This is a genomic window from Desulfobacter sp. (assembly GCA_028768525.1).
Classification (GTDB): domain Bacteria; phylum Desulfobacterota; class Desulfobacteria; order Desulfobacterales; family Desulfobacteraceae; genus Desulfobacter.
Window position 1 is genome coordinate 4,876,189 of record CP054837.1, and the last position, 13,828, is coordinate 4,890,016.

11 protein-coding genes are annotated in these 13,828 nt (G+C 52.1%); 7 read left to right on the forward strand and 4 right to left on the reverse strand.

The annotated features are described in order from the left end of the window. Positions 1-33: 33 nt before the first annotated feature. From HUN04_21490 to HUN04_21500, 3 genes are all read right to left on the reverse strand, one after another. Positions 34-2,286, reverse strand: coding sequence for a PAS domain S-box protein (locus HUN04_21490; GenBank protein WDP92150.1), 2,253 nt, complete (start codon positions 2,284-2,286; stop codon positions 34-36). A gap of 14 nt (positions 2,287-2,300) precedes the next feature. Then, entirely contained in the window at positions 2,301-3,422 is a 1,122-nt protein-coding gene (locus tag HUN04_21495; GenBank protein ID WDP92151.1) for an ABC transporter substrate-binding protein, read from the reverse strand. A gap of 73 nt (positions 3,423-3,495) precedes the next feature. Continuing rightward, on the reverse strand, positions 3,496-4,611 hold the full coding sequence (locus HUN04_21500; protein WDP92152.1) for an ABC transporter substrate-binding protein: 1,116 nt from the start codon (positions 4,609-4,611) through the stop codon (positions 3,496-3,498). A gap of 317 nt (positions 4,612-4,928) precedes the next feature. Here HUN04_21500 and HUN04_21505 point away from each other — a divergent pair, with 317 nt between their 5' ends. The 3 genes from HUN04_21505 (at position 4,929) to HUN04_21515 (ending at position 8,370) form a co-directional block, all read left to right on the forward strand. Beyond that, entirely contained in the window at positions 4,929-6,383 is a 1,455-nt protein-coding gene (locus HUN04_21505) for a PAS domain S-box protein (protein ID WDP92153.1), read from the forward strand. Between the two features lie 94 nt (positions 6,384-6,477). Then, positions 6,478-7,404: an AraC family transcriptional regulator gene (locus HUN04_21510; protein ID WDP92154.1), complete on the forward strand. Its 927-nt coding sequence runs from the start codon at positions 6,478-6,480 to the stop codon at positions 7,402-7,404. Positions 7,405-7,506: 102 nt separating this feature from the next. Further along, positions 7,507-8,370, forward strand: a complete 864-nt coding sequence (locus HUN04_21515) for a methyltransferase domain-containing protein (GenBank protein ID WDP92155.1) — start codon at positions 7,507-7,509, stop codon at positions 8,368-8,370. On the opposite strand, the gene HUN04_21520 is transcribed toward HUN04_21515, so the two are convergent. Beyond that, complete coding sequence (locus HUN04_21520) at positions 8,363-8,761, reverse strand: PilZ domain-containing protein (protein ID WDP92156.1); 399 nt, start codon at positions 8,759-8,761, stop codon at positions 8,363-8,365. The genes HUN04_21515 and HUN04_21520 overlap by 8 nt on opposite strands. 253 nt (positions 8,762-9,014) lie before the next feature. On the opposite strand from HUN04_21520, the gene HUN04_21525 reads away from it, so the two are divergent. The 4 genes from HUN04_21525 (at position 9,015) to HUN04_21540 (ending at position 13,807) form a co-directional block, all read left to right on the forward strand. Then, positions 9,015-10,043, forward strand: coding sequence for a hypothetical protein (locus HUN04_21525; GenBank protein WDP92157.1), 1,029 nt, complete (start codon positions 9,015-9,017; stop codon positions 10,041-10,043). A 121-nt stretch (positions 10,044-10,164) separates the two neighbouring features. Next, positions 10,165-11,214 carry an ABC transporter ATP-binding protein gene (locus HUN04_21530; GenBank protein ID WDP92158.1) on the forward strand — a complete coding sequence of 350 codons (1,050 nt, stop codon included), beginning with the start codon at positions 10,165-10,167 and terminating at the stop codon, positions 11,212-11,214. Next, positions 11,211-12,209, forward strand: a complete 999-nt coding sequence (locus HUN04_21535; protein WDP92159.1) for an ATP-binding cassette domain-containing protein — start codon at positions 11,211-11,213, stop codon at positions 12,207-12,209. Before HUN04_21530 ends, HUN04_21535 begins: the two co-directional genes overlap by 4 nt. Before the next feature lie 77 nt (positions 12,210-12,286). Continuing rightward, entirely contained in the window at positions 12,287-13,807 is a 1,521-nt protein-coding gene (locus HUN04_21540; protein ID WDP92160.1) for an ABC transporter substrate-binding protein, read from the forward strand. Positions 13,808-13,828 lie beyond the last annotated feature (21 nt).

Consider the following 13,828-nt stretch of genomic DNA (forward strand, 5'->3'; position numbering starts at 1 on the left):
CCAGGTTCTGCCGGTCCTGGCCTGGGTGCTTTTCTATCCTTGTTCCAGGGGGAGATGTATGATGAAATTGCTCCCTTCTCCGGGTTTTGAAACCACCTCCATTTTCCCATTATGATGTTCGGTGATGATAAAATAGGAAACAGCAAGCCCGAGGCCGGTGCCGATCCCCACCGGTTTTGTGGTGAAAAAGGGTTCAAAGATTCTTTTACGGATGTTTTCTTCCATGCCGGGCCCGTTATCCTCAACTTCCATTTTCAGCATCCCTGATGCGTCCAGTCCGATCCTGATGGTGAATTTCGGATCAGGTGTGGCGGACATGGCGTGGGCGCCGTTGCTTAAAAGATTCAGTAGCACCTGCTGGATTTTGCTGCCTTCACACATCACATCGGGTAAATCGGTTTCATATTGCCTGATAATCTCAATGGATTTAAAGTCAAAGTGTTTTTTCAGGTCAAAGTCGGTGGCGGCCAGTTCAAGCACCTTATCCATGAGATCAACGGGATCTTGGGTTGAGAAAGAGGTATCGCTTTTTCTTGAGAAGTTGAGCATGTTTCCGACAATGGAAGCAATCCGCAGGCCGGATTCATTAATGGCATCAAGGAATTTTGGGATCTGTCTGGCTTCCATGTACCGGGATATGGCATCCACGGTTGTCCCCGCATTTTCTGCAGCCTTTATATTGGCGGGTATGGATTTTTTTAGGGCCAGGCGGTTGCCCATGACACTGGCCGTCTGTATGATGCCTGCCAGGGGGTTGTTGATCTCATGGGCCATGCCGGCGGCCAGCCCGCCGACGGAGAGCATCTTTTCCCCCTGGATCATCATCTCTTCAAAATGGACTTTATCGGTGACATCGTCTATGCGGATCACCGCGCCTTCCATTCCCTCCCTTTCCAGGGGGTATATGGTTACATCCTCGTACCGGATCTGGTCGCCTGTTTTTCTGGGAACCTTGGCGCTGAACTGAAGGGATCTGAACTGAATGGCCTCCATGACTTTTTCCATCTCCTTGCCCATATCGGGCAGAACCTTGTCCAGCTTCATCCCCAGACTCTGGGCCGCACTGAGGCCGGTTGCCTTCTGGGCGGCCTGGTTCCATTGGGTTACCCGGCCGTCCCTGTCAACCCCTACCAGGATCGAGGGCATGGAGTCGATGATATGGCCCAGGTAGTTGCGAAGATAGCGGAGTTCGTTTTCCGCCGCCTTGGTCTGTGAAATATCCCGCATGATGGCGGAAATATATTCAAGGCGGCCCTGGTTATCTGTGTGGGAAATGAGCACCAGGGATACCGGGATTTTTGTTCCGTCGGACCTGAGCAGCAGGGACTCCCCCTCCCAGGTTCCCCTGTCAACGGCAGTGGGCAGTCCATTTGTTTCAATTTCCCCAAAGGCGTCTTCAGGATGAAGATCCATCAGATACCTGTCCTTAAGGGAAACGTTTAAATACCATCCCATCATCTGCCTGCCCGCCCGGTTCATATATAAAATGGCCTTATCCGGGGTGGCAATGGAAACCAGGTCGCTGGTGGATTCAATGATACTGGTGATCCGTTTGAGGTCTGAGATTTTTTCCTTGACGGCATCCCTCATTGTTTCAAAGCTCTGGGCCAGGTTTCCCAGTTCGTCCCGTCGCTTCATGTCGATGGTCTTTTCAAGATCCCCCTGGACGATGTTGCGGGTGGCATCTTCCAGATAGGTGATGGGGTGGAGGATGGCCCTTGAAAGAATCCAGTTCAGTACGATGAGCATGAGGAAAAAGATGGTCAGCAGCAGGCCGGCGTAAAGGAAATGGGAGAGTCTGCGGTCATTTTCCATTTCCTCCAGGGAGTAGTGGATCCGTATATATCCCAAGTGTTCACCCAGGAAGCGGATTTCCTTTAAAAAGAGCAGTGCGCCCCGTTGTTGCCAGGTCTCTTCCCGGATCAGGTGGGCCCTGGTAATCTCAGTTTTTTCTTTGGGGCCGATATCCTGCCGGATCAGTTCGTTTCCGTTGGATACCAGCAGTTTCCCTGTATGATCAAAAATGCTGATGCCTTGAATGCCCCGGACTTTCCGCATTTCGTCGATCCGGATGGCAATGGCCTTAAACCGGTGGTCAAAGATCTCATTGGCCAGTTCTTCCGTATCCCTTTCAACCAGGGCCTCCAGCAGGGTTTCTACATCTCTGAGGGCGGCGTCCCCCCGGTGTTTTTGCTGGGCCAGAAAAATAAAGGTATATACAAAGGCGATCAGGGCAAAGGTGATGATAATTGCCCCGTTGACCTTATGCCTTAAAGTAAAAGCCATTGGGCGCTCCGAAATTATGGCTGAACCGTTTTAACGTAACGGGTTTTTCCGTCGTCAAATTTTAGTATTATGGCAGACTTAACCGGATCCCGGCCTTCATTAAAAGCGATTTTTCCCGTAATCCCGTTAAAGTCCCGGGTGGCTGCAAGGGCTGGGCGGACCTTTTCCGGTTCAATGGAACCGGCCCTTTTGACGGCATCGGCAAAAAGGAAAACCGCATCAAAGGCCAGGGCTGTACCTGAATCCACAGGCGGCTTTTTGAAATTCCGGTAATACTCTGTTACAAAATGCCGGCTTTGGGGCGCCTGGTTTTCTTCATGCCAATGGACGGTAAAATATGCCCCATGAAGTGCAGCCCCGGCATGATCATACATGGACGTGCCCCACCCGTCTCCGCCGAGAAAAGGAATCTCCAGGCCCATATCCCTGGCCTGTTTAATGATTAGTGCAGAATCCACAATGTTGCCTGGAACAAAAACCACATCCGGTTTAAGGGTGACAATGGCTTCGAGTGGGGGAGAATAATCCGTTGCATCGTGAAGATAATCGGCTTTGAATAGTATTTTTCCGCCTTTTGCCTGAAAGTCCCTGATAAAAAAATCTGCCAGGCCTTCGCTGTACTTCTGGCTGGCATTGATGAGTACCGCAGCGGTCCGGGCCTTGAGGTCCCGAAAGGCAAAATTGGACATGATTCTTCCCTGGAAAGAGTCGATGAAACAGACCCTGAATATAAAATCACCTGCCCGGGTGACCGCCGGATTGGTCGAGTAAATGGCCAGCATGGGGATGCGGGCGGCCTGTAGCACCGGTGCCATGGCCATTGAATGGGAACTCCAATTGGCTCCGAACACGGCGGCAACCCCTGCTTCTGCGGCTTTCTGGGCCGCCTTTTTTGAGTGGAGCGAGGTGCTGTGATTGTCATATTCGATGATTTCCACCGTTTTGCCCAGGAGCCCGCCCTGCTGGTTCAGTTGGCGAACGGCAAATCTTACCCCTGTAATTGCACTCAGATTGCCCGCCGCGGCTTTACCGGTTTTTGCAAATATGGAGGCGATTTTTACGGTTTCGGCGGCCTGACTGAAGGTGGCCGTGATGATCAAAGAAATGATGATAATAATACGCTGACTTAATTTCATAGTATTCCCCGCATAAAAAGTTAGGACCTTTCCCCCGTGGGGATCCGGCCTGAAACTTTGTGCCCGTTAATGGTCAGGGCCGTACCGTTTTAACATAGACTGAGGTGCCTTTTTCAAATTTCAGTATGACGGCAGGTTTTATGGGGTCCCCGTTTTTATCAAAACTGATGACCCCGGTGACCCCTTGGAAATCCCGGGTTTCCGCTATGGCGTCGCGTATGCGTTTGGGGTCAAAACTGCCTGCCCTGCGCACGGCATCGGCAAAAAGATAGACGCAGTCATTGGCCAGGGCGACCCCCGGATCAATTTTTCCAAATTCTGCCTGGTATTTTATGACCAGTTTCCGGCTTTTTTCCCCTTGTTTTTCAGGGTGCCAGTGGTTTGAATAATAGTTCCCTTCAATGACATCTCCCATGATTTCATATATTGAATCGTTCCACCCGTCACCGCCGAGAAATGGGATTTGAATCCCCTGGGCCCGTGCCTGGCTGATGAGCAGGCCGGCCTCCTTTGAGGAGCCGGGCATGAAGATGACCTCCGGCATAAATTGTTTGATTTTTTCCAGCAGAGGGGTGAAATCCACTGTGGTACCCAGATAATTTCCGGTGAATACTATTTTCCCCCCCAGCTGGGTGTAGGATTGGTCAAAGAATTTTGCCAGGCTTTCGCTGTACTTGCGGTTGGCATTGACAAGGATGCCGGCGGTTCTTGTTTTCATATCCTGGAAAGCGAAGTTGGCCATTATTTTTCCCTGGAAGGGGTCTGTGTAGCAGACGCGGAAAATATAGTCTCCGACGCGGGTCAGGTCGGTATGGGTGGAATAGGGCGAAATCATGGGAATTGCCGCCGCCTGGAGAACCGGTGCCATGGCCAGGGAGTGGGTGCTGTATATGGCGCCGAACACGGCTACCACCCCCGCCTTGACGGCTTCCCGGGCAGCCCGTTTTGATCCCAGGGCTGTGCTCTGGTTGTCAAATTCAATTAATTCAATCTGCCGGCCTAAAACCCCGCCGTTCTGATTTAACTCGTCAATGGCGAGCCGGATGCCGTTTAATGTCGAGGCATTGTCCAGTACCGATTTGCCGGTTTTTGAAAAAATGGCGCCAACCCTTGCCGTTCCGGCAAAAGCCGGGATTGAGGCTGCAAGTAAAACCAAGATCATCGTCGCTGAGGATATCCGTAAATTCATCCCCTACCGCCTCCTGCTTATTGGGTGTCTGCCATTGGGAGTGATTCATAACACGATACAATAAAAAATGGGATAATGCAAAATTTCCACATGCTTATTGCCTGGTTTTTTTGTTTTTATCCGGGCAGAATTTTGGCGGAATTAAAGAAGTGTGATATTATATGAAAATTACTTTGCTCTTAGATATTGGCGGGTTATGATACCTGGCCCTTTGTTGCTTTTTACAACGCAATAACATATTTAGGAGCCCAGAAAGCTAAGACTTATTTTGGGGTGGCGTGATGGTTAGACACCGGCTGACATCGTGGATTGCCTTTTTGAGTCATAAAATTATCTCGCTGGCGCGAAGACTGTCCCTGTTGAATTCCAATCCAATTGACCCTTCTGAAAGCAAAGGCGAATGGCAGCTGACATTCGACGCCATGAATGCGGCGGTCTGGATAATTGATAAAGATCATTTTATCTTGCGGTCCAATAAAACAACAGAAAAGCTATTCAATAGGAAAAATGATGAGATAATCGGCAAGCGATGCTGGGAGATTGTTCATGGGACCGATGCCCCTATCCCCCAATGCCCGGTGCTGAGGGTTCGGAAGAGCCTGAGCCGGGAGTCCATGGAACTTTTCATTGGAAATCGCTGGTTTGAAGTGGTGGTGGATCCGATTCTTGACGGAGATGGGAATTTTGTCAAAGCCGTTCACATCGTTACGGACATAACCGACCACAAACGGACAGATGAACGGCTAAAGAGGAGTGAAGCCCTGCTTTCGGATGCACAGGAGTTGTCCAAAACCGGCGGCTGGGAATGGGATGTCAGGCAACAGAAGATGTACTGGACCCAGGCGCTTTATCACCTGCATGCATTTGATCCCTCCAAATTCGAACCCGGTTCCGCCGACCATATTAGCGCCAGCCTTAAATGCTATGCGCCTGAAGACCGGCCTGTCATTATGGGGGCATTTGAGAGGTGTGCACGGCGTGGCATTGCCTATGACCTTGAATTCCCATTTACCCAGTCTTCCGGTGAACGGATTCATATCAGGACCGCTGCAAAACCTGTCTGGAAAGATGGGCAGGTTGAGAAAGTGGTCGGTTTTTTAATTGATATTACGGACGTTAAAAAAGTCAGAGACGAGTTAATCGCCCAGAAGGAACGGATTTCAAAGTTTTTCAATTCGATAGATGATGCCATATTTGTTCACCCTTTCGTGGAAGAAGGCTTTGCCCGGTTCAGTGAGGTGAACGATATTGCATGTGAGCGTTACGGCTATACGCGTGAAGAATTTTCAGGCCTTTCCGCAAAAAGTATCACATTGGAATCGGATATCAGTGCCCATGGAAAAACCGAGCATCGAAACAAATTGCTCCGGGCCGGCCGCCTGGTTTTTGAAACCACCCACATTAAAAAATCCGGTGAGACCTTCCCGGTGGAAATCAATTCAATCATATTCCATGAGAAGGACAACCCGCTTATTGTAGCAGTTGTAAGGGATATCACAGAGCGAAAAAAGGATGAAGAAAAAAGAGAGCAGTTGATTGGAGAATTACAAAATGCACTTGAAAATATCCAAAAGCTTCAAGGCTTAATACCCATCTGTTCCTATTGCAAAAAAATACGTGATGACAAAGGCTATTGGAACCAGCTGGAAGCGTATATTGAAAAACATTCCGATGCCTCTTTCAGCCATGGGATGTGCCCTGAGTGCTCCGATAAATTATACGGGGACCTGGACTGGTATGCGGACATGAAAAAAAGCAAGGAAAAAAAGTAAGTGTTTCGGGTGAAATATTTTTTGAATCAGCCCCCTGTCTGCTAGAGGGGGTAAACCACGTTTCGCACCTTCACCCCGATGATATTTCATGCTAATGTGCCCCTCTATGGTGGATGCCGCACATAAAAACAAAATTGACAGGGTGGTCGATCACATCCAGGCCAACCTGGATTCAAAGCTGACCGTAAAGGATCTCTCTCGGATTGCCTGTTTTTCAGAGTTCCATTTCAGCCGCATTTTCAAGGCCTTTATGGGGGAGTCTGTCTACCGGTTCATCCGCAGGTTGAGGCTGGAGAAAGCCGCTGAACTGCTGGCCGCAAGACCGGGACTGTCAGTGACTGATGTCGCGTTCATGTGTGGGTTTGGCTCTTCAGCCGCCTTTGCCAAAAGCTTTAAGTCCCATTTTAAGGTCAGCGCCGGCCAGTGGCGGGACCGCTGCAGCAAGCAGTTCCCTGAAGGGCTGGAAAAAAACGATCCATCCTGCCAGATCCACTTTTCACGGGGGGCCCCGGTGTGGAATTTCCCTCTTGAGGATGGGATGCGCAGGGTATGCCTTGAGCAGATTCCATCCCTGAAAGTCGCCTATCTTAGATATGTCGGACCGTACCAGGAAGATGAGGAACTGTTTGACGGCCTTTACAGACGCCTCTTTCACTGGGCCCTGCCCAAAGGCTTCTTAACTGAGGCACCGCAACGTTTTAATATTTTTCATGATAATCCCGAAATCACACCCGGCGGAAAGCTCCGGGTCATGGCCGCCATCCCGGTGCCCGGAAGCATTCTCCGTTCAGACGCCGTTGGCCTGTTTACCCTTTCCGGAGGCCTGTACGGGATATGCCGGCTGCAATTGAAAGCAGGCCAGTTTGTAAACGAATGGAAATGGATGTTCGAATCCTGGCTTGCTTCGAGCGGCTATGAACTGGACAACCGGGAGATGCTGGAGCGGTACCGGGGCGAAAAACTGGTGGAGGGCCAAAGGGTGTTTGATGTGGATATCTGTATCCCGGTAAAGGCAAAATAGCAGGAATGGACAATTGATTCGCAGGTTTTGAAAAGACAAGGGGCATCTATTGCTCTAGGATGGGGCTGTATGATTGATGAGCAATCCTTAAAGGAATGCAAAATGATGAAAGGAGCCGCGATGCACCAGGGATTGAAAAATATGATGATGTCTTTGATCTGTTTTATGTCATATGGCAAATGGCAATACAGGACCGCCTACGATTGTATCTACCGGGGGCAGAACAATAGCCGCCTGCTTGAAAGAATCATCAAAGATGTGTTTGGGGAAGAGGTGCCTGAAGATGCGGCACCGATGAGCTTTGTGACCTTGAGCGATTTGAAGCGGATGGCCGGGCTTTTGGCGCTTAAACCGGGGGCCTGTCTGGCGGATATCGCCTGCGGCCGGGGAGGGCCGGGAATGTGGATTGCACGTAAAACAGGCACCTGCCTGACCGGTGTGGATGTTTCGGAAGAAGCGGTTGACGCCGCCAGGAAACGGATTCAGAGTTTCGGCCTGGCATCCAGGGCCGTTTTCAACTGCGGCAGTTTTTACCATACAGGCCTGCCGGCCTCAAGCTGCGACGGGGCAATCTGCGTGGATGCACTGTGGCTGGCACCGGATAGGGGCCGTGCCCTCAGGGAATTGAACCGCATCCTGAAACCTGGGGCCAAATTCGTTTTTACCAACTGGGACGGAAATATTCCATTTCTGCCTGAAACCCATGTCACCGACCTTGAAGATGCCGGATTCGAAATTGAAATATACGAAGAAACCAAGGGGTGGAAGGAGCGGCAGCTGTCGGTATATAAAAGAATTCTCCAATACAGTGATGCGCTCATAGATGAAATGGGGCAAGCCCATGCCATGCCGCTGATCAAAGAAGCCAGGTCAACCCCGCCGGTGCTGGAAAAGAGCACCCGGATACTGGTATCGGCCAGAAAGGTGTCGCCTTCAACGGGGGGCCGGTCGCAGCCTGTTACTTAATCCTGCCTGGAAAGATCTGATTGATAAAGGCGACGAGATCGTCGATGGCGCCCTGGCGGGTGTCAATAAACTTGCAGCCCATTCCCACATTTTCAAGGAATTCATGGTCCATCACCCAGGCCACCTCCAGGGGCAGGGCGCAGGGCGCTATTTTTCCGGCAATGCCGATGGTAATCTGGTCCAGAATCAGTTTACCGCCGGCAGCTATTCCATAAATGGCGTCTCGGTTTATGGCCAGGCCCAGGCCGCCCCGGCTGATATTCATCACCTTGAATTTTTTTTGCCGGCCATCATCATCCGCCAGACTGGCAACGGCGGTCAGATTTTCCTCTGCTGAAAAAACTGCCCTTGGAAGCTTTCGCCTTTCCCTGCCGTTCTGCGTGCTGTCCATTCCTCTCCTTTCCTCTAGTCCGGTTTTCTAATCGGGCCGCACGAAAACCGGCCGCGGGTGCATCATCTGTATTGAAGACATTTGTTGGGAATCATTGGTGATTTCTATGTTATAATCTATTGATTGTCAAGATTGGGTATTGAATTGTCCGGCATGGCAGGATGGAGATTAGATTTTGAACCTTTTGTTGAATTTTATTTAGATTAAGTTTAAACTTTGATTTAAAAAAAATATTCAACCAAAGGTCGGCTCAATGCGTAAATTCCCGGACACCCTTGTACAGATCATCGAATCCAGTGAAATGAACGTCAATCAAATTTCCAAAATATCGGGGATTTCCAATACCTATCTGAACAAGCTGATCCGCAAACAAATCAACCACCCGGGCAAGGACAAGATCGCTTCGGTACTTCTGGCCATGAACTACAAGATCTTCGATATCAATAAAATACTGGCTGAATACGATTATATGCCACTGAACGAACACGATATCCCGGGCATTCTGAAGAATAACCTGCGCCGTAAATTCGAGGGACGGATTTTCCCCCATTACGATTACATTTATTTTGAATTGCTCATGGCGGCCCTGGAAAACATCGGCGGTACCAAGATCATCGTCAAGAACCGGCCCTCGGGCATTTTTATTCCCATGGAACTCTATCTGAAAAAGGAATTCGCCCAGGAACACGACGACGAGGCGGCCCGGTTCTTCAAGGCCTTCACCCATGATGTGGTGGCGGAACGAAAGCGCCTGTTCCTTGAAAACTGCGCCAAGGGATACCGGTATGAGAGTTATATGTGCAAGGGGTGCCTTGAAGATAGCCTGGACCGGAATATCGGGGCCCGGGCCCAGGCCGAGGATATGGGGCGGGTGGGACTCTATGCCCGGTATTTTGCCAATGCCGTTTCCGCCACCTTGAAATTTCCGGATCACCATCTTCACCGGGTGGTGCGGCGGTGTACCCATTTTCAGTACCAGATTCAGAACGCAGACAGCAGCCAGCCCAAGGTTTCCTTTACTTCAGGCCGCCGCCATTACTACCATAAGGAATGGGAGGAGCTGAATCTTGAAGGCTTTCTGTCAAATGCCCCTTCAATTACCGACCTTTTTTTTAAAGAAGTCGAGAAATGCCGTGCCGGCATGGACGAATCCCAGGCCGTCAGCACCCCTGAGGGATTTGCCGGTTATATCCGGTCCCAGTTCGAACTGCACGGGGTCGGAGAATTATTTGACAGGGCCCTTTCGCCGCTGATGGATGTGCCTGATCTGGTCTTTCATTAGGAAAATTTATATGATGGTTTAATATTATTTTAAACCGCATGTAAAAAATTAATTGCCATTGATGTTAGAGTTGTGTTAACCCAATGGTAGTCCATGAATATCCAATGATGTTAACCAAACCATGAGTATGGGAGTGAATGTGTCATCTCTTCTTTCCGTTCAGGATTTGAATACCTGGTTTTTTTCCAGAAAGGGGACTGCCAAGGCGGTAAACGGAGTGTCCTACGATCTTGAGGCCGGCCAGGTCCTGGGGGTGGTGGGTGAATCCGGATGCGGGAAAAGCGTCACCGCACAGTCCATTATGCATCTGGTGCCGGACCCTCCCGGAAAGATCGTGGGGGGAAAGATCGTTTTCCATGGAAGAGATATGGCACCTAAGGACCTGGTTCCCATGTCCCGGGATGAAATGCGCCATATCCGGGGCAACCGGATTTCCATGATTTTCCAGGAGCCCATGACCTCCCTGAATCCTGTCTACACCATCGGCGACCAGATTTCTGAGATGTTCGTCCTGCACAAGGGATACGGGAAAAAACAGGCCATGGCCGCGGCTGCAGATATGCTGGAAAAGGTGCAGATCCCCTCTCCCCACAAGCGTGTACACGATTATCCCCACCAGCTATCAGGGGGCATGCGCCAGCGGGCCATGATCGCCATGGCCCTGTCCTGCAATCCAGAGGTCCTCATTGCCGATGAACCCACCACCGCCCTGGACGTGACCGTCCAGGCCCAGATCCTGGATCTCATGATGGAACTGAGGGAGGAAAACGATACCGCCATACAGATGATTACCCACGATCTGGGCGTGATCGCGGAAATGGCCGACCGGGTGGTGGTCATGTATGCCGGCCGTGTGGTGGAAGCCGGGGATACAAAAGATTTATTTAAGACCCCGCTCCATCCCTATACCCTGGGGCTGCTCGATTCCATTCCCGTGCTGGGACGGCGGACCGCCGGCACCCATACCCAATTGAACGAAATCAAAGGCATGATCCCCAGCCTATTTGATTTGCCTAAAGGGTGCAAATTTTCCAACCGCTGCCCCCATGCCTCGGATATCTGTGAGACGGCGGAACCGGAGCTTGAGGCGCCGGAGCAGGGCAATGCAGAGGACGGGCATAACGTCCGCTGCTGGCTTCACTCCTCCCCTAAAAAGGAGGACGTCCTATGACTGAGGCCGCGATAACAGGAAGTACAGCCCCCCTGCTCAAGGTTGAGGACCTGAAAGTCCATTTCCCCATTAAAAAGGGGCTATTGGCCCGGACCGTGGGCCATGTCCATGCCGTGGACGGGGTCAGCTTTGAACTGGCAACGGGAGAAACCTTAGGCATAGTGGGGGAATCCGGCTGTGGGAAAACCACCGCCGGCATGGCGGCCATGCACCTGACCCCGCCCACCGGGGGAAACGTCTTCTGGCAGGGACGGAATATGGGCGAAATGGGCCGTGGGGAATTGCGTGCCCTGAGAAAAGAGATGCAGCTCATCTTCCAGGACCCTTATTCCTGCCTCAACCCAAGGATGACCGTGAACCAGATCCTGTCCGACCCCATGGATGTCCACGGCCTGTATACAGGCCGCAAACGGGCGGACCGCCTGGCCTTTCTGCTTGAAACCGTGGGCATGTCCCCGGAGCAGGGCAACCGCTACCCCCATGAGTTTTCAGGGGGCCAGCGCCAGCGCATCGGCATTGCCCGTGCCCTGGCCCTGGATCCCAGCCTGATCATCGGCGACGAGCCGGTGTCCGCCCTGGACGTTTCCATCCAGGCCCAGATCATCAACCTGCTCAAGCGGCTGAAAAAAAAGTTTGACCTTTCCCTGGTCATCATTTCCCACGACCTGGCCGTGGTGGAATACCTCTGCGACCGGATCATCGTCATGTACCTGGGGAAGATCGTGGAATCTGCGGATTTCGCCTCATTGTACAGCGACCCCAAACATCCCTACACCAGGACCCTGCTCTCGGCCATCCCCGTGCCCGACCCTTTCCGGAAAAAGGAAAGGATCATCCTTCAGGGGGATGTGCCCAGCCCCATCAACCCGCCTTCGGGGTGCCGGTTTCACACCCGCTGTCCCGACTGCATGGAAATCTGTGAACAACGTGAGCCGGAAATGAAGGCCTTCGGGCCCGGCCACCGCGCTGCCTGTCATTTATACGGGGATGCCTGATGTCCCTATTTACAACTATACAAAAGGGGGCCAAAAGACCATTGGCAGAGGCCCCCTTAAAATTCAAGGAGGAGAAAATGAAACGGAGCACCCTGATCAGTATCATGCTGGCCATCGTCCTGGCCCTGCCGGCCTACGCCCTGGCCCGTGCCGACCTCACCGTGGCGGTGGATTACCCGCCCAAGAGCATGAACCCCCACAGCTACAACTCGGACGCCAACCTGTCCTATATGTCCAACTTTTTTGACGGCCTGCTCCAGCGCCCGGCCCCGGCGGGCAAGCTGGCCCCGGCCCTGGCAACGGAATGGGCCCGGCTGGACGCCCTGACCTGGAAGTTTAAACTGAGAAAAGGGGTCAAGTTCCACAACGGAAACGACTTCAACGCCGCCGACGTCAAGTTTACCTTTGAACGGATGAAGGACCCAAAGTTCTCCAAGTTTCTGAACATTGCCAACTCAATTGCATCCATTGAGACCCCCGACGACTACACCGTCATTTTCAAGACCAACAAGCCCGTCCCCTGGTTTGCGGAAACCATGCACCAGAATTTTATCGTGGACAAGGAAAGTTCGGAAAAAAGGGACTCCGGCGACTACAATACCCGGGCCATCGGCACCGGCGCCTACAAGTTCGTTGAATGGGTGAAAGGTTCCTATATCCGCATGGAGGCCAATGCCGACTACTGGGAAGGCGCCCCCTATTTCAAAACCGTTGAAATCAAACCCATTACCGAGGACGCCACCCGGTTTGCCGCCATTGCCGCCCGCCAGGCCGACATCCTCTCCGGGGTGCCCGTACCCATGATCGACCGGATCAAAAAGACCCCCACCATCGACCTGGTCTCCCGGCCTTCCCGCCGGTGCATCTACATGGACTTGGGCAATAAGGAAAACACCCCCTATGCCGACATCCGGGTCCGCAAGGCCATTGCCATGGCCATCAATGAGGATGAAATCATCAAAACCATCATGAGGGGCCAGGCCACCCCGGCCGCCCAGGTGCCCGACGTGGCCACCATCGGCTACGACGCCTCCCTTACCCGTCTGCCCTACGATCCTGCCGGGGCCAAAAAACTGCTGGCCGAAGCCGGATACCCCGACGGGTTTGAGATCACCATCGCCGGCCCCAATGACCGGTACATCAACGACAAGCAGATCTGCGAAGCCGTTGCCAAGTATCTGGCCAAGGTCGGTCTCAAGGTCACCCTGGATGTAAAACCCAAATCCATATTCTTTGACGAACTGGCTTCCAACAAGCACAGCTTTTATCTCATCGGCTGGTTTGACGGGTCCTACGACTTCGGCCGTTCCGCCCAGATGCTGCTCCATACCGTGGATGCAGACAAGGGCATGGGCACCTATAACGGGGCCATGTACTCCGATGCCGCCCTGGACCAGGGAATCATCTCTTCCGCCGGCATCCTGGACCGGGCCGAACGGGAAAAGGCACTTCAGGCCGTCAATAAAAAATCCGTCGAGGATGTGGCCTGGATCCCCCTGCACTACCAGCAGGATGTATACGCCACCCTTAAGGCCTCGGGCGTGAAGTTCACCCCCCGGCCGGACCGGTGGATTGTGGTAAAAGAAATTAAAAAATAATTAAGGACAGATAGGAGGGGC

Coding starts and splice junctions, on each gene's coding strand:
- HUN04_21520 (WDP92156.1), bottom strand. CDS start 8,761: ATGGACAGCACGCAGAACGGCAGGGAAAGGCGAAAGCTTCCAAGGGCA.
- HUN04_21495 (WDP92151.1), bottom strand. CDS start 3,422: ATGAAATTAAGTCAGCGTATTATTATCATCATTTCTTTGATCATCACG.
- HUN04_21525 (WDP92157.1), top strand. CDS start 9,015: ATGCGTAAATTCCCGGACACCCTTGTACAGATCATCGAATCCAGTGAA.
- HUN04_21535 (WDP92159.1), top strand. CDS start 11,211: ATGACTGAGGCCGCGATAACAGGAAGTACAGCCCCCCTGCTCAAGGTT.
- HUN04_21500 (WDP92152.1), bottom strand. CDS start 4,611: ATGAATTTACGGATATCCTCAGCGACGATGATCTTGGTTTTACTTGCA.
- HUN04_21515 (WDP92155.1), top strand. CDS start 7,507: ATGATGAAAGGAGCCGCGATGCACCAGGGATTGAAAAATATGATGATG.
- HUN04_21540 (WDP92160.1), top strand. CDS start 12,287: ATGAAACGGAGCACCCTGATCAGTATCATGCTGGCCATCGTCCTGGCC.
- HUN04_21490 (WDP92150.1), bottom strand. CDS start 2,286: ATGGCTTTTACTTTAAGGCATAAGGTCAACGGGGCAATTATCATCACC.
- HUN04_21510 (WDP92154.1), top strand. CDS start 6,478: ATGTGCCCCTCTATGGTGGATGCCGCACATAAAAACAAAATTGACAGG.
- HUN04_21530 (WDP92158.1), top strand. CDS start 10,165: ATGAGTATGGGAGTGAATGTGTCATCTCTTCTTTCCGTTCAGGATTTG.